Genomic DNA, 19,673 nt, shown 5'->3' with positions numbered 1-19,673 from the left:
ATAGCGCAGCCCGTCTAGCGCTCCGCTGCCGGCACCACCCGCAACACACGCCCCTGCGGGCTGTCCGTCAGCAAATACACAGCCCCGTCCGGGCCAGTACGCACATCACGGAAACGCTCGTTCAGCTCACCAAACAGTTGCTCGACATCCCGGGCGGCACCGTTCTCCAGCACCACCCGGTGCACGCGCTTGCCGGCCAGGGCGGCGACCAGCAGTTGGCCGTCCCAATCCGGGAACAGCTCACCGCGATACAGCGTCATGCCCGCAGGCGCAATGGACGGCGTCCAGTCCAGCAGCGGCGGCTCGAAACCCGGCAAGCTCTCGAACGGCGTGATGCGTGCCCCGGTGTAATCCTTGCCATGGGTGACCAGCGGCCAGCCGTAGTTCTTGCCCGGCTCCAGCAGGTTGATTTCGTCACCACCCCGCGGGCCATGCTCGTGGGCCAGCAAACGATCGCCCTCGGCATCGTAGACAATCGCCTGGGGGTTCCGGTGGCCCAGGGTGTAGATCTCCGGCAGCACGCCTTCATGGCCGACGAAGGGGTTATCGTCCGGCACGCTGCCATCGCGGTGCAGGCGCACGGTCTTGCCGATATGACTGCCGGGCTCCTGAGCCGCCTCGCGGTAGTCAAAGCCGTCGCCCAGGGTCAGCACCAGCGTATCGTCCGGCAGGAACGCCAGCCGGGCGCCATAATGCGCGTCGCCAGTCTTGTTCGGCGAGGCACGGAAAATCACCTCGACCTCTGCGAAGCTGTCGTCCTGCCAGCGACCACGGGCCAGACAGGTGCCATTGGCCCGCCGGGTACCACAGGCGTAACTGATGAACAGCTCGCGGCTGTCCTCGAAGTCGGGCGCCAGCACGACATCTTTCAACCCGGCCTGGCCACTGACAAAGGCCTCGGGCACACCGCTCACCGGCGCCTCGCGCAAGCTGCCGTCAGCCTCGATCAGACGCAGATGGCCAGCCCGCTCCGTCACCAGGAGGCGGCCATCCGGCAGGAACGCCAGCGACCAGGGATGTGCCAGGCCGTCGGCCACTGTCTCGACATGATAGTCAGCGGCCTGAGCCGGGGCGCTCAGCAACAGCACGCCACCCAGCCAGGCCAGATGGCGAATACTCTGATGAATACGGGCAATCATGGTCACTCCTTCAGGCCGGGGGTGGGTCAAGACGAGGCTGGTCAAGGCTGTGCAGGCGGGCAAAGACCCAGCCACCCAGGGCGCCACTGAGCATCATGGCCAGGGTGCCGCCAACCCCACGGGTGGCCGCAATCAGCGTTGGCATGGGGGCCGCCATGTTGGCAAGCTGAAAGGCAGCGAAAATGCCCACCGCCCCGGCCAGCGCGTAGAGTGTCAGGCGCAGGCCCTCACGGCGTCCCGGCGCCGTGCCGGGCATGAGCCGCCACACCAGCGCCGCCACCAGCAGTGCCGGCAACAGCGCCACCGCCATCATGCCCGCATACAAGGGGCCGAAACCGACCACGTCTTCAAGCGTCGTCGCCAGCCATAACGCCAGCGGCACTTCACCGCCAAGCGCCGCAATACTGGCGAGGTTGAACTGGGTCTGGATGATGCTGCCGAGCAGGCTGGCGGCCAGCACGGCGAGGACAAAATAAAGCAGGGAACGACACATCAGGCGCCATGACATGAGCAACATTTCCGGCAAGCTGCGATACAGGGAGCCTGCCACGAACCGGGGTGAATGTCATGCCGCCAACGTACACCCGGGGAAGCGGCTCTGCTATCCTTGCCCGCCTGCCCCGCATTGCCGAGAGGACCCCGCCATGACCGATACCCTGACACTGACTCGCCCGGACGACTGGCATCTGCATTTCCGTGATGGCGGCATGCTCCACGAGACGGTTCCGGCCACGGCCATGACCTTCCGCCGCGCCATCGTCATGCCCAATCTGACCCCGCCCGTGGTGCGCACGGCGGACGCCCGCGCCTACCGGGAGCGCATTCTTGCCGCCGTGCCCGCAGGCGTGGATTTCGAACCCCTGATGGTGCTGTACCTGACCGGGGCGACCACAGCCGAAGACATTGCCGAGGCAGCCGCCAGCGGCATCGTCCATGGCTGCAAGCTGTATCCGGCGGGGGCCACCACCAATTCCGATAGCGGCGTGCGCGATCCGTCACAGATCATGCACCTGTATGAGGCCATGGAAAAATACGGCCTGCCCCTGCAGGTGCATGGCGAGGTCACCGAATCGCATATCGATATCTTCGACCGGGAAAAGCTGTTTATCGACCGCTACCTGCTGGATATCCGGCGCCGGTTCCCGGCGCTGAAGATCATCTTCGAGCATGTCACCACCCGCGAAGGCGTGCAGTTCGTGCAGGATCACGACACCCTGACGGCCGCTACGGTCACACCGCAACATCTGATGATGAATCGCAATGATCTGCTGGCAGGCGGGATACGCCCGCACAATTATTGCCTGCCGGTACTGAAGCGGCGCGAACATCAGGAAAGCATTCAGGCTGCCGTTCTCAGTGGCGACCCGCGCTTTTTCCTGGGCACTGATTCAGCGCCCCATGCGCGCAACAAAAAGGAAGCCGCCTGCGGCTGCGCCGGCTGCTACTCAGCGCCCGCCGCCCTGCCGCTGTACGCCACCTTCTTCGAGGAGCACGGCAAGCTGGACAAGCTGGAAGGGTTCGCCAGCCACTACGGGCCGGACTTCTATGGCCTGCCGCGCAATGCCGATACCCTGACACTGGAACGCAGTGAGTGGACGGTGCCGCAGCATATCGAAGCCGACGGCACCACATTGGTCCCGTGGCAGGCTGGCGTCATCCTGCCATGGCGGCTGGCCCACTGAACTCGCTACAGAGGGGCCTCGCTACAGGTAAGTCAGGATACCGGCCACACCAATGATGATCAGGTACAGCGCGACGATGTAATTGAGCAGGCGCGGCATTACCAGTATCAGTACACCGGCCACCAGGGACAGCAACGCCGTCAGCAGTGCGGGGTCGATATTCACGTTCATGCCTGAACTCCTTTATCGGCGGCAGCGTTTCCTGCCGTTCGAGTTCAAGCATGCCCGCAAACCGCTGATGGCGATGCAAAAGTGTGAAAAAACCGCTCAGTCGCTACCGGGCACCACCAGCACATCACAATCGGCATGGCTCAACACCCGCGCCGTGACGCTGCCGATCAGCCACTCGGCCACACGGTTGTCACCATGCTTGCCCATCACGACCAGATCGGCGTTGTCGCGCTTGATACGGTCCAGGATCATGCGTGCCGGGTAATCGTGCGCACTGATGATGTCCACCTGGTCGGCGCTCAGCCCACACTCATCACGCAATTTTTCCAGCGCTGCGGTGGTGCGCGCGTCCAGCTCCCCCTTGGCGCGACTCAGATCGTGTTCGGTAATCACAGGATAGCTGCCGAACGCTGCCGGAATCGGCGTGTAGGCAAACAACAGGCTGATGTGCGCCCCGGGCGCGATGGCAGCGGCCATGCGCAAGGCCGGCGCCGAGGCCCGCGACAGATCCACCGGCACCAGAACACGCTGGTAATCCCCCTCGGGCACCCGGTGTACGGCCAGTGTCGGCGCCGTATTCTGGCGCACAATGCGCTCGGCGGTAGTCCCCAGCATCTTGTCCTGCCAGGCATGCTCGCCCTGGCCACCGACCACCACCAGCGTGCCTGCATCGGCCCCCTTGAGCATGGCATCCATCACGTTGCCTTCCATCAGCTTCGGCGTCAGGGCCTGCCCTGTGGCCGCCTCGACCTGCTCAACACTGGCGGCAAGCGCTTTCTCGGCGGCTTCGCCCAGGTTCTTCTCCAGGGTAGCGATCACCGGCAGCAAGGCCCGGACCCGGCGCACCCCGGGGCCATCCAGTACGTGCACCAACTCCCCTGGCACACCATGCAGGGCGGCCAGCCGGGCGCCGCGTAGCGCGGCACGATCGGCGTAGTCGGAAAAGTCAGTGGCCACACGGATAGTGCGCAGCGAATAGGTCTTGCTCATGAGGTGCCTCCTGCCTGTATCTGTTCTTGCCATGATGAGTGGCCATCATGACATCCGGGGCGTGCGCCAACCTTGATACACGTCAAGATGCCTGACGCCGCGCCAACTGTTTCAGGAACAGGATAAAAGCTGCCGGCACGTGGGTCACGCCAAAAGCACTGGCAAATACCAGCACTGCGGGCACGGCACCCCCTGTTACCTCGAGCTGGGCGAAGCGCCACACCATCGCGGCGCCGAACAGGATTCCGACAAGGGTCAACACCCCCCGGGCCAGCCATACCGGCCCCTGGCGGGGCACCAGTCGCGGCAGCATCCGGTGCACATAGACCACCGCAAACCCGGTCGCGGCAATGAAGACAAGCAGGATGATGGTATGCACAGCGTCCTCCGGGGTCCTGTGGCGCCCTTTGCAGGGTCATGCTGACAGCGCAATAATGATGATGCAGACTAAAGGATCAGGACCATGAGCGAGATCATCTGGATCAGCCATCGTGGCCTGCACGACCGCCACGCTGAAAACTCGATGCTGGCCTTCCGCGCCGCCGTTGATGCCGGTTTCACGCACCTGGAAACCGACCTGCGCTGCACGTCCGATGGTCAGCTGGTACTGCATCACGACCCGCACTTGCGGCGCACTTGCGGCGTCGAGGCCAATGTCCATGATCTCTCGATAGATCAGATCCGCCAGGCACGCCTGGTGGATGGTCAGCCTCTGCCCCTGTTCGACGAGTTCGCCGAACGCTTTGACCGGCAGAACTGGATTCTGGATATCAAACCGGAAACCGGCGAGCGTACCCTTACCCTGCTACATGACTGGGCGCGCCGCAACCATGCCCTGCAATGGCTGCCTCGCAAGGCACGTTTCCTGTTATGGCGGGACCGGCACTACCCCCTGCTGCGTGAATACTTCCCCGAGGCCGTGACCATGGCAGACCGCAGCGAATGCCGGCGCGCCGGGCTGTCCGTACTGTGCGGCATGAGCCAGTTCGGCAACATCCGGCGCCAACGCACCTACTCGGTGCCGCCACGCTACCTGGGCCGCAACCTGTTCCGGCGTGCGATTATCAGAGCCTATCAGCGACACGGCGCCCGTGTACTGGCGTTCCTGCCGGAAACGGATGCGGATATACACCGCGCCCTGGAAAGTGGCGCCCAGGAAATCCTGATCAACACGCGCCCACCGTTACCCCCTTGACCACATGCCCCAAACGGTAGGATGGTAGAGGTGCCCTGGACACGGAAGCCGTAGCACGGGAGGTCGACATGCCACACCGGAAAGAGTATATCCAGCGCCTGCATGCGAAACTGGATGAGTGGGACCGAGAGCTGGACCAGCTGGAGGAAAAAGCGCGCGGGGCGCGAGACGACGTCCAGCGCAAGTGGGCAGAACGCCGCCCGGAGCTCGAACAGGTCCTGCGTGACCTTGAACATCGTGTGCGTCAGGCACACGAGAGCGTGGAAGAAAACTGGGAAGACACCCGGCAGAAGCTGGAGCAAGGCTGGCAGCGCCTGTCACAGGAGCTGAAAGTCGTGACCGAGCGCCTGTTTCCCGGGAACTGACTGGGCATTGGCCAGACATTGAACTGAAATGGGGGATTCGTCGGCGCCAACGCCGACGACCAACTATAAAAACCAAAGCGTCGGAGATACGCTGATGACAACGACTGTGGGCTCTCACCGCAGCGGGCGCCGCCTGCTGTGCATTTTTTTGTGCCTGTTTACCCTGCCTGCCTGGGCCGACTCGCCGATATATCTGGCGGGCCAGTACACCCTGCTGATCACCGAAGCCTCGATGATGAATTACGATGTCGACAACGACAGCCGGGCCGATCAGGTGCGTGACCGGCTCGAATCACTGGATCCGGAGATGCAACAGTGGCTGGCAACCCTGCCTGCGGCAGAGCGCACCCGACTGGGTGACGACTGGCGTGGCCTGCGCAAGGCGATGCTGGGCGACAACGATGGCGCCGGACTTGTGCACGGCTATGACGGCTACCTGCAATCCGTCTACACCCTGCACCGGGACAGTCTGCGCCGCGCATTGCTGCAGGCCGCCGACGAAGAGGCCGAGGGCGACCTGAGCGAAACCTGCGTGCAGATGATGCGCATACTGGCCAGCTACATGAACGTCGCCGCCAACCCCTTCGGCGGCTTTGCCCTGAGCTTTGAAGACAAGGACACCGACCTGGCCAGGCTGGTGACCGAAATGGATGCCCATTGGGAACGCCTGCTGCGACAGGAAACCGTGCCCACCGTGCGCAGCGCACACACCAAATGGCAGTTCATCCGCTCCAGCATTCTGCGTGCCACAGAGGAATCCCTGCCCTTTATCGTCAGCTATCAGTCGCGGCAGATCCTCGCGCAGCTGGGCGATGAAATGGGGCTCAGCATCCGCTGAGCCCCCTGTCAGCCTCCGAACAGGGCGAAACTCCCGGCGTTGAGCCAGAGATGGGCGAGCACACTGGCGACGTAGCCGAGGAAGATCACCGGCGTCCAGCGCAGGTGCCCCATGAAGGTATAGTGGCCACGGGCCTGCCCCATCAGCGCCACACCGGCAGCGGAACCGATGGACAGCAGGCTGCCGCCCACCCCGGCCGTCAGCGTGATGAGCAACCAGTGCCCGTGGGACATGTCCGGCGCCATGGTGAGCACGGCAAACATCACCGGAATGTTATCAATGACCGCAGACAGGACACCCAGAAGAATATTGGCGTAGGTCGCATCCCAGTTGCTGTAAAGCGTGTCAGACAGCAGCGCCAGATAGCCCATGTAACCCAGCCCGCCAACACACATCACGACGCCATAGAAAAACAGCAACGTATCCCACTCGGCGCGTGCCACCCGGTTGAACACATCGAACGGCACCACACCCCCCAGCCGCTTGAGGGCCTCTTCGTCGCCGCGCTGCTCCGCCAGCGAGCGCTTGCGCGCCAGCGAGCCCGGCAAGGTACGACGCAGGAAGTAGCCAAAGAACTGCAGATAGCCGAGTCCGGTCATCATGCCCAGCACCGGCGGCAGGTGCAGCAGGCTGTGGCAGGCCACCGCCGTGGCCACGGTCAGCAGGAACAGCGCCAGAATACGGAAAGCGCCACGCTTGAGTTCAACCGCTTCGTAGACCGTATCCGGCTTGCGGTTGGCCACGAACAGGCTCATCACGATGGCCGGTATCAGGTAGTTCACCAGGGCCGGCACCAGCAGAGCAAAGAACTCGTAGAACTTCACCATGCCCGCCTGCCACACCATCAGCGTAGTGATGTCACCGAACGGACTGAAGGCGCCGCCAGCATTGGCCGCCACCACGATATTGACGCAGCACAGATTGATGAAGCGGCTGTCGCCTTCTGCCACCTTGACCACCACCGCGCACATCAGCAGCGCTGTCGTCAGGTTATCGGCAATGGGTGAGATCACGAATGACAGCAGGCCGGTCAGCCAGAACAGGGTCCGGTAACTGAATCCCTTGCGCACCATCCAGGCACGCAAGGCATCGAACAGACGACGTTCTTCCAGGGCGTTGATATAGGTCATCGCCACCAGCAGAAACAGCATCAGCTCGGCAAATTCCAGCAACGTATGGCGGAAGGCGCTCTCGGTCACATCAGCAATGCCGGCGCGGGCATAAACGATACCGATGGTCACCCAGATGATACCGGCAGCCACCAGCACCGGCTTGGACTTGCGCAGATGCAGCTTCTCTTCACCCATCACCAGCATGTAGGCGAGGATGAAGATGATCAGGGCGAAGTAACCCGGCCCGGACCGGGTCAGATCAAGCATCCCCGACGACGCCGCAGCGGGCAGGGAGAGACAGAACAACAGAACTGCTGAAAGACACAACCCGACATGCTTGGGCATGGCCAGTTTCTCACCCGAACGGGTACAGGAGGAGGAAAACCGGACGCGCGCGCCCGGCGGTCGCGCGCATGCTAGCACAGCCTGTAAGGCTGCAATAGCGCTTCAGCGCGCTACCGGCAAGAGGCCTTGGCAGCAGGCCTGGCCGGAGGTCATTTCAACCTCGGATTGCGGACCACCATGCGCCGCTTGATGCGCTCCTCGACATCCAGCCCACTGAACTCATCGGTTTCGAAGATATCCCCACCCACCGGCGTGGCGTCGTTGCGGTGATACAGATTGATCAGCATGTCCCGACGGTCCGCCGCCAGTTCGCGCAACAGCACGATCATGATCATGAACAGCACGATGGAGAACGGCAGGGCCGCCACCAGCGAGGCCGACTGCAACCCCCGCAGGCCGCCGGCCACAATCAGCGTGAAGCAGATCGCCGAGATCAGCACCCCCCAGCTGAGGCGCTTGTACAGGGGCGGATTCAACGAACCGTTATCGGTCATCTGCGCCACGATATAGGAGGCCGAATCGGCAGACGTCACCAGAAAGATAAAGATCACCAGCATGGTCAGGGCCGACAGCAGGGTGCTGAACGGCATCGTCTCGTACATGCGGAACAGGCCGGTGGTGATATTGTCGTCCACCGCTGCGGCCAGCGGTGCCGCACCCTCAAGCTCCATGTACATGGCGGTGCCGCCAAAGACGGCGATCCACACGCAGGCCAGCAAGGGCGGCACCAGCAACACACCAAAGACGAATTCCTGAATGGTACGCCCCCGGGAAATGCGCGCGATAAAGGTCCCGACAAAGGGCGACCAGGCGATCACCCAGGCCCAGTAGAACACCGTGTACTCGTTCATCCAGCCGCTGCCGTCACGCGGCGGCAGGGTCAGGCTCATCTGCACGAAATTACCCAGATACCCGGCCATGCCGTTGACGAAGTTTTCGAGGATGTAAATCGTCGGGCCGGTGAACAGCAGGTACGCCAGAAAGGCAAATACCATGGTCATGTTGATATTACTCAACACCTTGATGCCACGCTCCAGCCCGGAATAGGACGAGGCGGTGTAGACCAGGAACATGGCGCCGAGAATACCGGCCTTGGTCCAGAAATTCTCCGGCCAGCCGAATACTGAATGCAGCCCGCCGTTCATTTGCAACACCCCCAGCCCCAGGGATGTCGCCACGCCCATCACCGTGGCGATCACCGCCAGCACATTGAGGGCATCCAGCACCGGCGCCGGCTTTTTCATGCCACGCAGCAAGGGTTCGACCATGTTGGACACCAACCCGGGGCGCTCTTTGCGAAACTGGAAGAAAGCGATAATCAGCCCCACCAGCGTAAACGCCGCCCACTGATTGATACCCCAGTGAAAGAAGCTGTACTGGAACGCCAGCTCTGCCGCCTGCTCGGTACCGGCCTCCGCCATGCCGTGCGGCGGCGTCAGGTAATGCAGCATGGGCTCGGCCATGCCATAGAACACCAGCCCGACGCCAAACCCGGCGGACAGCAGCATGTTGATCCAGGAAAAAAAACTGAAATCCGGCGCACTGTCCTGGGGGCCGAGACGAATCTTGCCGTAACGGCCCATCGCCAGATAGAGCAGGAACACCACGAACAGGAAAACGGCCAGCAAATAGAACCAGCCGAAGTAGTGACCCAGTACGTCCAGCGCCAGCCCCGCCACATGACGAAACTGATCAGACCATCCCGCGCCCAGCAGCACCAGAAGAAAAATCAGCCCTGCTGAAAAGAAATAGACGCGTTCTCTGGCAAACATGACACCCCCTGCGGATTGCGTTGTCCCAACCATAGCGGAGGGGGGGCATGCTTGCCAGCGCTCAGGCCGCGGGCGCCTTCACCAGATCCACCGCCTCCAGGGTAACCGGCACGCCGTTCAGCGCCGCATTACCGGAAAGCACATCGACCCGTTGATCGTCGGTCAGATCATTGACACTGGCACCGGCATGCTGCTGCGCCACCTGCTGACGAATACCGGCACGCTGATGTCCCCAGCCATGCGGCACACTGACAACACCCGGCATGATATCGGTGGTCACTTCCGCCGGCAGCTCGATGCTGCCCACGCGGGAGGTGACACGCATCTGCGCGCCATCTTCGATACCCAGCGCGGCAGCTTGCTGCGGATGCAGCATCACCGTACACCGCGACTTCCCCTTCACCAGACGATGACTGTTATGCAGCCAGGAATTGTTGCTGCGTACATGACGCCGGCCAATCAGCAGCGCGGCGTTATCCGCCTCGGGCACCTCCGGAAAACCAGCCTCGACGCGCGGCAGATCGGCCAGGTAGAAGTCAGGATGCAGGTGTATGCGCTTGTCGCGATGGCGCAAACCGCCTGGCAGCGTCGGCATCAGAGGCCCCAGATCAATGCCATGGGGGTTGCGGCGCAGTTTGCCCAGCGTCAGACCACCGGGCCGCAGGCCCCGGCCCCAGGCGCCAAACCGCAGCATCATTGCCAACAGCCCCTTCGGACCGCGCCGACGGATCAGCGCACGCGTCGCCCGTTCGCGCAACGAGCGCGGTGGCGCCAGACGGTCGGCCAGTTCCAGATAGATCTGCCAGTCATGCAATGCGTCTTTCGGCGGTGCAAACAGCGCATCCGCATAGCGGGCGGTATTGCGCACCGCCAGCATATGAAAGATCACATCATAGTGTTCGCGTTCCAGCGGACTCACCGGCGGCAGGATCAGATCCGCATGACGCGTGGTTTCGTTGAGGTAGAAATCGATGGCCACCATGAAATCCAGCGACGCCAGCGCCTCATCCAGCTGCCCACCATTGGGGGTGGACAGCACCGGGTTACCCGCCACCGTCACCATGGCACGAATCTGCCCGTCACCGGGGGTGAGAATTTCCTCGGCCATTGCCGCCACCGGAAACTCGCCGCCAAAATCCGGCAAGCCGCGCACGCGTGTATGATTGCGACCCAGACGCCCGGGGCCGGTGTGATTGAGCACATCAACGGCCGGCTGGGTAAACATCAGGCCACCGGGTTCATCCAGACGGCCGGTCAACAGATTCAGCAGCATGACCAGATACTGCGACAGCAGACCGAATGCCTGCACCGAAACGCCCATACGGCCGTAACAGACGGCCCGCTCGGCGGCACAGAAATCCGCCACCAGCTGGCGAATGCTGTCCGCCGCAATGCCGGTATGTGGCGCTACCCGCTCTGGCGTCCAGGGCGCGACCGCATCCGGCAACGCTTCCAGCCCGTCACACAGTGCCAGCGTGCGGTGATCCCGTTGCACCCGGCCCTCTGCATAGAGCACCTGGAGCATCGCCAGCAGCAGCAGTACATCGCTGCCGGGGCGAATAAAGTGATGCTCACTGGCCAGCGCCGCCGTTTCCGTGCGCCGAGGGTCGATCACCACCACCCTGCCGCCCCGTTCGCCGATGGACTGCAGGCGTTTTTTCACGTCCGGCACCGTCATGATGCTGCCGTTTGAGGCCACCGGGTTGGCACCGATGATGAGCATGAAATCGGTGCGGTCGATATCCGGTACGGGAATCTTCAACTGATGCCCGAACAGATGATGGGCCACGATGTGATGCGGCAGCTGGTCCACCGAGGTAGCGGAAAAACGGCTGCGCGTTTTCAGACTGTCATGCAGCAGGCGGCCCAGCAACATGGCACCGGTGTTGTGCACATTGGGATTACCCAGATAGGTGCCCACCGCATTGCGACCATGTTCGCGCTGCACCCGGGCTATGCCTTCGGCGGCGCGATCCAGCGCTTCTTTCCAGCTGATTTCCTGCCAGCCGTCCGCTGTGCGCGCCAGCGGCTTGCGCAGACGGTCAGGGTCTTCATGGATGTCTTTCAGCGCCACCGCCTTGGGGCAGATATGACCGCGACTGAACGGATCGTCGCGATCCCCCTTGATGCTGACAATCTGCCCGGCCTCATGGGTCACCACGATGCCGCACATGGCTTCGCACAGATTACAGGTACGATGATGGGTCTGCGTGCTCATGCGTTCACCTCCGCCGGTACGCGATCAAACCAGGGTTGAGCCTGTTCCAGTTGTGCCGCCAGCCGCAACAGTTTGCCTTCGTCACCATGATTGCCGACAAACTGGACGCCCAACGGCAGGCCGTTGGCGCACCAGTGCAACGGCACGGACATCGCCGGGACGCCGGTGACATTGGCAAGTTGGGTAAACGGCGTGTACTTCAGATTTTCCTTTGCCATCGTCTCGACCATACCGGATCTGAGGACCAGCCCTGAGGCCCCCAGTTTCATGGTGATTTTCGAGACCTGCTGCTGCCAGGCGGGGGTGTTCAATGCACCGATGCGCGCAGGCGGCATGGCCAGTGTCGGCGTCAGCCAGAGATCATGATTGCCGAGGAAAGCCGCCAGTTGACGCATACAGTGCTGGCCACGCTGATACACCTCCACATATTCATTGGCACGAATCTGGCGACCAAACGCGGCCATCACCAGTGTGTCCGGTTCGAAGCCCTCATCACCGCAGCCCGTCTTCGCACGCACCTCGTCGACGGTGGCCGCGCAGTGGGCGAACCACATTTTCAGCCAGTCCATGGTCATCTGTTCCATGTCCAGCTGCGGCTCAGCTTCCACCACGTCATGGCCCAGGGATTCCAGCAGGCGCGCGGTCGCTTCCACCGCGGCGATGGCTTCCGGGTCGACCGGGGTGCCGATGGGCGAGCGGGTGGAGAAGGCAACACGCAGCCGCCCCGGGTCACGGCCGACGTCCTCGCTGAAGGCGCGCTCCGGCGGTGCAATATTGTACAGGGCGCCCGGTTCATTCCCGGCCACGGCATCCAGCAGCGCCGCACTGTCACGCACACTGCGGGTCACCACATGATTGATCGCCATGCCATGCATGGCCTCGGTAAATTCAGGCCCCCATGGCGTGCGACCACGGCCCGGCTTGAGCCCGAACAGGCCACAACAGGCGGCCGGAATACGAATAGAGCCGCCGCCGTCATTGGCACCGGCAAACGGCACCACCCCGGCAGCCACCAGGGCCGCAGAGCCGCCAGAGGACCCGCCGGGTGTGCGATCCGTATCCCAGGGGTTGCGGGCCGGGCCCCAGGCCAGCGGTTCGGTAATCCCCTTGGCGCCAAACTCCGGCGTATTGGTGCGACCGAAGATCACCAGCCCGGCGGCCTGCCAGCGGCGTACCAGCTCCGAATCCTGCTCTGCCAGCACGCCGGCGCGACGCAGTCCGGCACAGCCCTTGTGGTGCGGCGCTCCGGCCATCTCCTGAAACAGATCCTTGGCCAGCATCGGTACCCCGGCGAAGGGCCCGCCCAGCGCCCCCGCGGCGCGACGGCGTGCCGCATCAAACAGCGGATGGATAAGGCCATTGAGGCGCGGATTGACGGCTTCCACACGGGCTATGGCGATCTCCAGCAATTCTGTGGCGGTCACCTCTCCCCTGGCCACCAGCGCCGCCAGCGCCAGTCCGTCGTGGCGGCGGTATTCTTCAAAGTTCATACAGGTATCCCGAGCAGTGTTTTTTGTTTATAGCGCTCACCGATCATACCTTTATCGTACCCCGGTGCCACACCCACCGGTGCGGGTTGCCCGATCGGCATCTGTCACCCGCAATCAATAAACGAGGTGTTTACCCGTCATGGCATCATGACGCGGGACGCGCGACACTAGCGACCTTGAGCAGGGTGCGGTGCTGCCGCATACTATGCCCCTCGCACGAGGGTAGACGACATGTATAGCATTGAGCCCCCGGACCATGACTGAGTATCTGCTGATCCTCGTCAGCGCTGTGCTGGTGAACAATTTCGTGCTGGTCCAGTTCCTCGGGCTGTGCCCCTTCATGGGCGTCTCCAACAAGGTGGAGACCGCCATGGGCATGTCCCTGGCCACCACCTTCGTGCTGACCCTGTCTTCGGTGCTGGCCTATCTCGTCTGGGCTTACGTGCTGGTGCCCTTCGGCCTCGAATACCTGCGTACCATTTCTTTCATTCTGGTGATTGCTGCCGCCGTGCAGTTCACCGAAATGTTCGTCAAGAAAGCCAGCCCGCTGCTGTATCGCGTTCTGGGCGTGTTCCTGCCGCTGATTACCTCCAACTGCGCGGTGCTGGGCGTGGCCCTGCTGAACGTGCGCAGTGACGAGACCACCTTTCTCTCGTCGCTGACGTATGGCCTGGGCGCGGCCCTCGGCTTTTCCCTGGTACTGGTGCTGTTTGCCGCCATGCGCGAACGCATCGCCGTGGCGGATGTGCCGGTCGCCTTTCGCGGCCCGAGCATCGGCCTGATCACCGCCGGTCTGATGTCACTGGCGTTCATGGGCTTCAGCGGGCTGATCCGGCTATGACCACGATCCTGATTGCGGTCGCGGCCCTGCTGGCCATGGCGGCCCTGTTCGGTGCCATCCTCGGCTTCGCCTCGGAGAAATTCCGGGTGGAAGGCGACCCCATCGTCGACCAGATCGATGCCATCCTGCCGCAGACCCAGTGCGGCCAGTGCGGCCATCCCGGCTGTCGTCCCTACGCCGAAGCCATCGCCGACGGCGAAGAACACAACAAGTGCCCGCCCGGCGGCGAGCAGACCATCCAGGAGCTGTCGGATCTGCTCGGCCGAGAGGTCCTGCCGCTGGATGACGAGCACGGCGACGTCTCGGACATCAAGAAAGTGGCCTACATCCGCGAGGACGAGTGCATCGGCTGCACCAAGTGCATCCAGGCCTGCCCGGTGGACGCCATTGTGGGTGCCGCCCGCCTCATGCATACGGTGATTGTGGATGAATGCACCGGCTGCGACCTGTGTGTCGAACCCTGCCCGGTGGACTGTATCGACATGATAGAGGTGACACCGACCTTGCAAACCTGGGGCTGGTCACGGCCGCCGGGCATCGGCAACGTGCCCGCACGCACCATTCCGGTGGTGAACCTGCCATGAGCCTGCTTTCACTGTTTCGTCCCGCACGCACCGCCACCCCCGGAGATAACAAGGGCCGTCGCCTGCATGATTTCCACGGCGGCATTCACCCGCCGCAGCGCAAGACGCTGTCCAGCGAAACGCCCATTCGCCCGGGCCCGCTGCCACAGACCCTGATACTGCCGCTGAGCATGCACCTGGGGGCCCCCGCCATTCCCTGCGTACAGGTGGGCGATCGCGTACTGAAAGGCCAGACACTGGCCGACCCCGGCGGCCCGGTGAGCGCCCCGGTGCACGCCCCCACGTCCGGCATCATCCGTGCCATCGAGGCACGCCCGATCCAGCATCCCTCGGGTCTGGATGCCCTGTGTATCGTCCTCGACAGCGACGGCGAGGACCGCTGGACTACCCTGACCCCGCACCCGGATTACCGCGACCTGCCACGCGCCGAACTGGTAGCGCTGATTCGCGACGCCGGCATTGCCGGGCTGGGTGGCGCAGGCTTCCCCACCGCCGTGAAAGTGAATGTGCGCGACAGCCAGCGCATCGAACAGCTGATCATCAATGCCGTGGAGTGCGAGCCTTACATCACCGCCGATGATCGACTGATGCGTGAACGCGCTGACGGTGTCATCGCTGGCATCCAGGTGCTGCAACACCTGGTGCAGCCGATGGAAACCCTGGTCGGCATCGAGGACAACAAACCCGAGGCGATTGCCGCCATGCGAGCGGCAGCGGCAGGCACCGGTATCGAGATCGTCACCGTGCCGACCAAGTATCCCTCCGGCGGCGAAAAACAGCTGATCCGGGTACTGACCGGCAAGGAAGTACGCAGCGGCGGCCTGCCCGTCGACGTCGGCGTGGTCTGCCACAACACCGGCACCGCCTGGGCTCTGCATCGTCTGGTCAGCGCCGGCGAACCCCTGATCAGCCGCGTGACCACCCTGACCGGCACCGCCTTTGCCGAGCCCGGCAACGTGGACGTACTGATCGGCACCCCGGTGACCGACCTGCTCGCCTTCGGCGGCGTCGCCCTGCCCCACACCGGACGGCTGATCATGGGCGGCCCGATGATGGGTTTCAGCATCGACAACCCGCGGGCCCCGGTGGTGAAAACCACCAACTGCATCATTGCCGCCCCCTTTTCCGAGTTGCCGGAACCCGAGCCGGAACAGCCCTGCATTCGCTGCGGTGCCTGTGCCGAGGTCTGCCCGGCCGATCTGCTGCCGCAGCAACTCTACTGGTACAGCAAGGCCAGCGAATTCGACCGTGCCCAGCACTACAACCTGATGGACTGCATCGAGTGCGGCGCCTGCGCCTATGTGTGCCCCAGCCATATTCCGCTGGTCCAGTATTACCGCTATGCCAAGGGCGCCATCCGCCAGCAGGCGGCAGAACATCAGAAAGCCGACCGCGCACGGGAGCGCTTCGAGGCACGCACAGCACGCATGGAACGCGAGAAGGCAGAGAAGGACGCCAAGCGCCAGGCCCGCCTGGAAGCCAATCGCCAGAAGAGCGCACCGGGCAACGCCGCCGCGCCCGCTGTAGACATGGCCGCCCTGAAGCAGGCCTCCCTGGCCGCCTCGTCGGCCTACAAGAGCGCCGTAAAAGCCCTGCGCGAAGCGGAAGCGGCCGAGCGTGACGACGTGGACACCCTGCGCGCCGACGTTGATCGCCTCAAGGCTGCCGCCGATGCCGCCAAGGCGGCGGTCCGCGATGGCAAGGCCAGCGGCGCCGAGGCCACTCCGGCCGCCGCGGATCCGGTGGCCGATCTGAAGAAAGCCGTGGGCGAGGCGTCATCGGCCTACAAGGCCGCCGTCAAGGCCGCGAAGGAGGCCGAAGAGCAAGGCGCGGACAACGCCGCCGACCTGCGCGCCGAGGCCGACCAGCTCAAGGCCCGCGCCGATGAACTCAAGATTGCCCTGCGCGACGCCAAGACCAATGCACCCGCCCCGGCCGCACGGGCTACGCCCCCCGAAACCCGCCCGGCGCCGGCGGCATCCCCGGCGGTGGCCCTGAGCACAGCGCCGGAAAGCCCGACCGCGCAGGTCAGCGCCGACGATGACGCCCGCGCCGAGGCCGAACGGGCCAAGCGTGCGCAACGCATGAAGGCACTGAAGACCGCCTTCAACATGGCCCACAAGCAATGGAAAGAAGCGGGCGCCGCACTGGAGCGCGCCGAGCGTGACGGCTTGCCGGATATCGACACGCATCGCGCCCGCGTGGACAAGCTGAAGAAAAAAGCGGATCTGGCGAAAACCCAGCTCAATGAACTGGTGGAAGCCGCCAAGGCTGACATGAAAGCCAGCACCGGCAGCGATCTCAAGACGCTGAAGCTGCGGGCCGCGCGCGCGGAAAGCACGGTGCGCGAGAAAACCGCCGCCCTGGCCACCGCCCGCGAGGCCGGTGACGAAGAGCGCATCAATGTACTGCAAGAGGAACTGGCCGCCGCCGAACACGAGGCGCTGGAAACGGCCCGCACCCTGAAGCAGGCGGTGGCCGACCAGGGCCTGAGCGATGGAGACGACGCCTGATGGCCTTGCTGCACGTCACCTCACCCCATGCCACCAGCAGCCAGCGCACCGGCGCCCTGATGCGCCAGGTCATGCTGGCCACCCTGCCCGGCCTGGCGGTGCTCACCTGGCTGTTCGGCTGGGGCACGGTCATCAATGTCCTCTGGGCCATGCTGATCGCTCTGGCCGCGGAAGCCGCCGTACTGAAAGCGCGCGGCAAGCCGGTGGGGCTGTATCTGCGCGACAACAGCGCACTGGTCACCGCCGTGCTGCTGGCGCTGGCGATCCCACCCACCGCCCCCTGGTGGCTGACGCTGATCGGCGTCGGCAGCGCCATCATCATCGCCAAGCAGTTGTACGGCGGCCTGGGCATGAACCCGTTCAACCCGGCCATGGTCGGCTATGTGCTGCTGCTGATCTCCTTCCCGGTGGAAATGACCCGCTGGCTGGCCCCCGGCGCCGCCCCCGATCTGGCCACGTCCTGGCAGCTGTTCCTGGACCGCCACCCGGGCGCCGATGCACTGACCGGGGCCACGCCGCTGGACAGCTTCCGCACCTGGGCCGGTGACGCCAGCGCCCTGGCGGCGGAACCGATCCTGCAAGGCCACTTTGCCGGCCTGGGCTGGGAATGGGTCAATGTGGCGTTCCTGGCTGGCGGTCTTTACCTGCTCGGGCGGCGCATCATCACCTGGCATATTCCCGTGGCTTTCCTGGCCGGGCTGGGCCTCTGCGCCCTGCCCTTCTGGCTGTATGACCCGGTGCGCTTCGCCAGCCCGCTGTTCCACCTGTTCAGCGGCGCCGCCATGTTCGGGGCCTTCTTCATTGCCACCGACCCGGTATCCGCCGCGACCAGCCGCTGGGGCCGACTGATCTACGCCGCCCTGATCGGCGTGCTGATCTGGGTGATCCGCAGCCTCGGCGGCTACCCGGATGCGGTGGCCTTCGCCGTACTGCTGCTCAATCTGGCGGCGCCGACCATCGACTACTACACCCAGCCGCGCACTTACGGCCATGACAAACCGAAGCGGGGGACCGGCTGATGCAACCAGCACCCATGGGCAAAGCCATCAGCCGCAATGCCGTGATCCTCGGCCTGTTTGCCATGGCCACGGCGGCCCTGCTGGCCTGGACCAACGACCAGACCCGCGAACGCGTCGCCTGCAACCGTGAAATGGCCCTGCAACACTCACTGGCCGAGGTGATGCCCGCCGGACTGGCCGACAACAATCTGCTCGAAGACCGCCTCCGGGTCACTGACCGCCGCCTGGGCCGCCACAGCTACACGGTGTACCGCGCCCGCCGCGATGGCGAGCCGGTGGGCGCAGTGCTGGAGGCCGAAGCCCCCGACGGCTACGGCGGTGCCATCGCCCTGCTGGTAGGGGTCACCTACGACGGCGAAGTCACTGGCGTACGGGTCGTGCCGCCCCATAATGAAACCCCGGGCCTGGGCGATGATATTGAAACCCGCAAGTCGGACTGGATACTGAGCTTTGACGGCCACTCACTGGACAGCACGCCGGCTTCAGGCTGGGCGGTGCGCAAGGACGGTGGCGACTTCGACAGCTTTACCGGCGCCACCATCACCCCGCGCGCCGTTGTCTCGGCGGTCTACCGGGCACTGACCTTCTACGAAGACCAGCGCGAGGCGCTGTTCAGCGCGGACAGCGACGCCGACACGGTCAGCCACTGCGCGGCCGACCACGGGAGGGAGGCATGAGCGATACCGCCAGCACCGTTGATTACAGCACCCTGACCCGGAACGGGTTGTGGAAGAACAATGCCGCCACAGTGCAACTGCTGGGGTTGTGCCCGTTGCTGGCGGTCACCGGCACCGTGGTCAATGCCCTGGGGCTGGGGCTGGCCACCATGGCCGTGCTGATGGCCTCGAACATGACCGTCTCGGTGATCCGCAACGTCGTCACCCCGGCGGTGCGCCTGCCCGCCTTCGTGATGATCATTGCCGCCGTGGTCACGGTCATCGAGATGGTCATGCAGGCCTTTACCTTCGAGCTGTACGAAATCCTCGGCATCTTCATCCCGTTGATCGTGACCAACTGCGCCATTCTCGGCCGCGCAGACGCCTTCGCCTCGAAGAATGCGCCGGCGCCCGCCGCCTACGACGGCTTTGTCATGGGCCTGGGTTTCCTGCTGGTGCTGGTACTGCTGGGCGGGATGCGCGAAGCGCTGGGCGAAGGCACCCTGTTTGCCAATATGCACCTGCTGTTCGGCGACGTGGCCCGCGACTGGACCCTGACGCTGGTGAGCGACTACCGCGGCTTCCTGGTCGCCATCCTGCCGCCGGGGGCCTTTATCGGGCTCGGATTGATCATCGCCGGCAAGAACGTGATCGACCGCTGGGCCAGCGAGCGGGCAAAACGCCTCAAGGCGCCGCTGGAAAAAGGCAGCCGCCGCGTGCGCACTACCGGCAGTGTCAGCTAA

At 64.1% G+C, this 19,673-nt stretch carries 19 protein-coding genes; 10 read left to right on the top strand and 9 right to left on the bottom strand.

All coding sequences use genetic code 11. The features are described 5' to 3' along the window. Positions 1-14 precede the first annotated feature (14 nt). Positions 15-1,139 (bottom strand): PQQ-dependent sugar dehydrogenase, encoded by a 1,125-nt coding sequence (locus tag DKW65_RS04705; protein WP_211315744.1) that lies wholly within the window; start codon positions 1,137-1,139, stop codon positions 15-17. Positions 1,140-1,149: 10 nt separating this feature from the next. Continuing rightward, positions 1,150-1,647: a hypothetical protein gene (locus tag DKW65_RS04700; protein ID WP_111656177.1), complete on the bottom strand. Its 498-nt coding sequence runs from the start codon at positions 1,645-1,647 to the stop codon at positions 1,150-1,152. Positions 1,648-1,783: 136 nt separating this feature from the next. Between DKW65_RS04700 and pyrC the strand changes: the two genes are divergently transcribed. Beyond that, on the top strand, positions 1,784-2,821 hold the full coding sequence (gene pyrC / locus DKW65_RS04695) for a dihydroorotase (RefSeq protein ID WP_111656176.1): 1,038 nt from the start codon (positions 1,784-1,786) through the stop codon (positions 2,819-2,821). Between the two features lie 21 nt (positions 2,822-2,842). Here the strand turns inward: pyrC and DKW65_RS04690 are convergent, their stop codons facing one another. The 3 genes from DKW65_RS04690 to DKW65_RS04680 form a co-directional block, all read right to left on the bottom strand. Beyond that, complete coding sequence (locus DKW65_RS04690) at positions 2,843-2,992, bottom strand: DUF3096 domain-containing protein (RefSeq protein WP_111656175.1); 150 nt, start codon at positions 2,990-2,992, stop codon at positions 2,843-2,845. A 96-nt stretch (positions 2,993-3,088) separates the two neighbouring features. Then, the gene (locus tag DKW65_RS04685; protein WP_162925699.1) at positions 3,089-3,982 is read right to left on the bottom strand and encodes a universal stress protein; all 894 of its coding nucleotides are present in this window, start codon (positions 3,980-3,982) and stop codon (positions 3,089-3,091) included. Between the two features lie 82 nt (positions 3,983-4,064). After that, a complete protein-coding gene (locus tag DKW65_RS04680) occupies positions 4,065-4,361 on the bottom strand; it encodes a hypothetical protein (RefSeq protein ID WP_111656173.1) in 297 nt (98 codons plus the stop codon). 84 nt (positions 4,362-4,445) lie between these two features. Between DKW65_RS04680 and DKW65_RS04675 the strand changes: the two genes are divergently transcribed. From DKW65_RS04675 to DKW65_RS04665, 3 genes are all read left to right on the top strand, one after another. Further along, the gene (locus tag DKW65_RS04675; protein WP_111656172.1) at positions 4,446-5,177 is read left to right on the top strand and encodes a glycerophosphodiester phosphodiesterase; all 732 of its coding nucleotides are present in this window, start codon (positions 4,446-4,448) and stop codon (positions 5,175-5,177) included. A gap of 68 nt (positions 5,178-5,245) precedes the next feature. Further along, entirely contained in the window at positions 5,246-5,542 is a 297-nt protein-coding gene (locus DKW65_RS04670; RefSeq protein ID WP_111656171.1) for a sll1863 family stress response protein, read from the top strand. Positions 5,543-5,636: 94 nt separating this feature from the next. Beyond that, positions 5,637-6,380, top strand: a complete 744-nt coding sequence (locus tag DKW65_RS04665) for a hypothetical protein (RefSeq protein ID WP_162925698.1) — start codon at positions 5,637-5,639, stop codon at positions 6,378-6,380. 8 nt (positions 6,381-6,388) lie between these two features. Here the strand turns inward: DKW65_RS04665 and nhaD are convergent, their stop codons facing one another. The 4 genes from nhaD to DKW65_RS04645 form a co-directional block, all read right to left on the bottom strand. After that, the gene (nhaD, locus tag DKW65_RS04660; protein ID WP_111656169.1) at positions 6,389-7,837 is read right to left on the bottom strand and encodes a sodium:proton antiporter NhaD; all 1,449 of its coding nucleotides are present in this window, start codon (positions 7,835-7,837) and stop codon (positions 6,389-6,391) included. Between the two features lie 149 nt (positions 7,838-7,986). After that, positions 7,987-9,609 (bottom strand): BCCT family transporter, encoded by a 1,623-nt coding sequence (locus DKW65_RS04655; protein ID WP_111656168.1) that lies wholly within the window; start codon positions 9,607-9,609, stop codon positions 7,987-7,989. Between the two features lie 61 nt (positions 9,610-9,670). Further along, positions 9,671-11,827, bottom strand: coding sequence for a molybdopterin oxidoreductase family protein (locus DKW65_RS04650; protein WP_111656167.1), 2,157 nt, complete (start codon positions 11,825-11,827; stop codon positions 9,671-9,673). Beyond that, complete coding sequence (locus tag DKW65_RS04645; RefSeq protein WP_111656166.1) at positions 11,824-13,317, bottom strand: amidase; 1,494 nt, start codon at positions 13,315-13,317, stop codon at positions 11,824-11,826. Before DKW65_RS04645 ends, DKW65_RS04650 begins: the two co-directional genes overlap by 4 nt. Positions 13,318-13,573: 256 nt before the next feature. Between DKW65_RS04645 and rsxA the strand changes: the two genes are divergently transcribed. Genes rsxA through DKW65_RS04615 form a run of 6 tightly spaced genes read left to right on the top strand, consistent with a single transcriptional unit; the run spans position 13,574 to position 19,673 of the window. After that, positions 13,574-14,158: an electron transport complex subunit RsxA gene (gene rsxA, locus DKW65_RS04640; protein WP_111656165.1), complete on the top strand. Its 585-nt coding sequence runs from the start codon at positions 13,574-13,576 to the stop codon at positions 14,156-14,158. Further along, entirely contained in the window at positions 14,155-14,742 is a 588-nt protein-coding gene (gene rsxB / locus DKW65_RS04635; RefSeq protein ID WP_111656164.1) for an electron transport complex subunit RsxB, read from the top strand. Before rsxA ends, rsxB begins: the two co-directional genes overlap by 4 nt. Next, on the top strand, positions 14,739-17,255 hold the full coding sequence (rsxC, locus tag DKW65_RS04630) for an electron transport complex subunit RsxC (protein ID WP_111656163.1): 2,517 nt from the start codon (positions 14,739-14,741) through the stop codon (positions 17,253-17,255). Before rsxB ends, rsxC begins: the two co-directional genes overlap by 4 nt. After that, positions 17,255-18,274, top strand: coding sequence for an electron transport complex subunit RsxD (gene rsxD, locus DKW65_RS04625; RefSeq protein WP_111656162.1), 1,020 nt, complete (start codon positions 17,255-17,257; stop codon positions 18,272-18,274). Before rsxC ends, rsxD begins: the two co-directional genes overlap by 1 nt. Next, positions 18,274-18,951, top strand: coding sequence for an electron transport complex subunit RsxG (rsxG, locus tag DKW65_RS04620; RefSeq protein ID WP_245932393.1), 678 nt, complete (start codon positions 18,274-18,276; stop codon positions 18,949-18,951). Before rsxD ends, rsxG begins: the two co-directional genes overlap by 1 nt. Further along, on the top strand, positions 18,948-19,673 hold the full coding sequence (locus tag DKW65_RS04615) for an electron transport complex subunit E (RefSeq protein WP_111656161.1): 726 nt from the start codon (positions 18,948-18,950) through the stop codon (positions 19,671-19,673). Before rsxG ends, DKW65_RS04615 begins: the two co-directional genes overlap by 4 nt.

The sequence above is a fragment of the Isoalcanivorax indicus genome, from assembly GCF_003259185.1.
Classification (GTDB): domain Bacteria; phylum Pseudomonadota; class Gammaproteobacteria; order Pseudomonadales; family Alcanivoracaceae; genus Isoalcanivorax; species Isoalcanivorax indicus.
The sequence above is the reverse complement of the archived record's forward strand: the minus strand, read 5'-3'. Positions and strand labels throughout refer to the sequence as shown.

Coding starts and splice junctions, on each gene's coding strand:
- DKW65_RS04705 (WP_211315744.1), bottom strand. CDS start 1,139: ATGATTGCCCGTATTCATCAGAGTATTCGCCATCTGGCCTGGCTGGGT.
- DKW65_RS04700 (WP_111656177.1), bottom strand. CDS start 1,647: ATGTCATGGCGCCTGATGTGTCGTTCCCTGCTTTATTTTGTCCTCGCC.
- pyrC (WP_111656176.1), top strand. CDS start 1,784: ATGACCGATACCCTGACACTGACTCGCCCGGACGACTGGCATCTGCAT.
- DKW65_RS04690 (WP_111656175.1), bottom strand. CDS start 2,992: ATGAACGTGAATATCGACCCCGCACTGCTGACGGCGTTGCTGTCCCTG.
- DKW65_RS04685 (WP_162925699.1), bottom strand. CDS start 3,982: ATGAGCAAGACCTATTCGCTGCGCACTATCCGTGTGGCCACTGACTTT.
- DKW65_RS04675 (WP_111656172.1), top strand. CDS start 4,446: ATGAGCGAGATCATCTGGATCAGCCATCGTGGCCTGCACGACCGCCAC.
- DKW65_RS04670 (WP_111656171.1), top strand. CDS start 5,246: ATGCCACACCGGAAAGAGTATATCCAGCGCCTGCATGCGAAACTGGAT.
- DKW65_RS04665 (WP_162925698.1), top strand. CDS start 5,637: ATGACAACGACTGTGGGCTCTCACCGCAGCGGGCGCCGCCTGCTGTGC.
- nhaD (WP_111656169.1), bottom strand. CDS start 7,837: ATGCCCAAGCATGTCGGGTTGTGTCTTTCAGCAGTTCTGTTGTTCTGT.
- DKW65_RS04655 (WP_111656168.1), bottom strand. CDS start 9,609: ATGTTTGCCAGAGAACGCGTCTATTTCTTTTCAGCAGGGCTGATTTTT.
- DKW65_RS04650 (WP_111656167.1), bottom strand. CDS start 11,827: ATGAGCACGCAGACCCATCATCGTACCTGTAATCTGTGCGAAGCCATG.
- DKW65_RS04645 (WP_111656166.1), bottom strand. CDS start 13,317: ATGAACTTTGAAGAATACCGCCGCCACGACGGACTGGCGCTGGCGGCG.
- rsxA (WP_111656165.1), top strand. CDS start 13,574: ATGACTGAGTATCTGCTGATCCTCGTCAGCGCTGTGCTGGTGAACAAT.
- rsxB (WP_111656164.1), top strand. CDS start 14,155: ATGACCACGATCCTGATTGCGGTCGCGGCCCTGCTGGCCATGGCGGCC.
- rsxC (WP_111656163.1), top strand. CDS start 14,739: ATGAGCCTGCTTTCACTGTTTCGTCCCGCACGCACCGCCACCCCCGGA.
- rsxD (WP_111656162.1), top strand. CDS start 17,255: ATGGCCTTGCTGCACGTCACCTCACCCCATGCCACCAGCAGCCAGCGC.
- rsxG (WP_245932393.1), top strand. CDS start 18,274: ATGCAACCAGCACCCATGGGCAAAGCCATCAGCCGCAATGCCGTGATC.
- DKW65_RS04615 (WP_111656161.1), top strand. CDS start 18,948: ATGAGCGATACCGCCAGCACCGTTGATTACAGCACCCTGACCCGGAAC.